This is a genomic window from Paraburkholderia ultramafica, assembly GCF_902859915.1.
GTDB lineage: Bacteria > Pseudomonadota > Gammaproteobacteria > Burkholderiales > Burkholderiaceae > Paraburkholderia > Paraburkholderia ultramafica.
In genome coordinates this window covers 1-509 of the sequence record NZ_CADIKK010000176.1, presented here as the reverse complement: position 1 = coordinate 509, position 509 = coordinate 1, and the positions used below count along the sequence as shown (strand labels likewise).

General features: G+C 50.7%; 1 tRNA gene and 1 rRNA gene. Both read left to right on the top strand.

Annotation, left to right across the window (positions count from 1 at the left end):
- The first annotated feature begins 20 nt into the window (after positions 1–20).
- A tRNA-Ala gene (locus tag HV744_RS36755) sits at positions 21–96 on the top strand.
- Positions 97–415: 319 nt separating this feature from the next.
- A 23S ribosomal RNA gene (locus HV744_RS36750) occupies positions 416–509 on the top strand; the annotation flags it as partial.

Sequence of the window (509 nt, the reverse complement as noted above, 5' to 3'; positions counted from 1 at the left end):
GCAGTATCTGTGCATGACCGGGGGGATTAGCTCAGCTGGGAGAGCACCTGCTTTGCAAGCAGGGGGTCGTCGGTTCGATCCCGTCATCCTCCACCAATCTTCAATGCGCAGTGTTCTGTGTGAAAAAGCACAGAGCGTTACGCATTGGCGATTGAGCCAGTCAGAGTGATGTAAAGCATAGCGCTTTATATCGGCTGTCGTTCTTTAACAATCAGGAAGAAGTAGTAAAGAGATTCACGAAAGGCACTTAGAGATGGGTGCTGAGTAGGTGAATCAGGGTTGTGATTGTATCAATGTATGAAAAGGTAATCGAAAGATTGCCTTGGAATACGGCGCAACACGAATACTCAACCTGTAGCGCGATGTGGCGAAGGTCGCATTCCGGGTGAATGTGACAGAGACACACCCGTTATAGGGTCAAGCGAACAAGTGCATGTGGTGGATGCCTTGGCGATCACAGGCGATGAAGGACGCGGTAGCCTGCGAAAAGCTTCGGGGAGCTGGCAAAC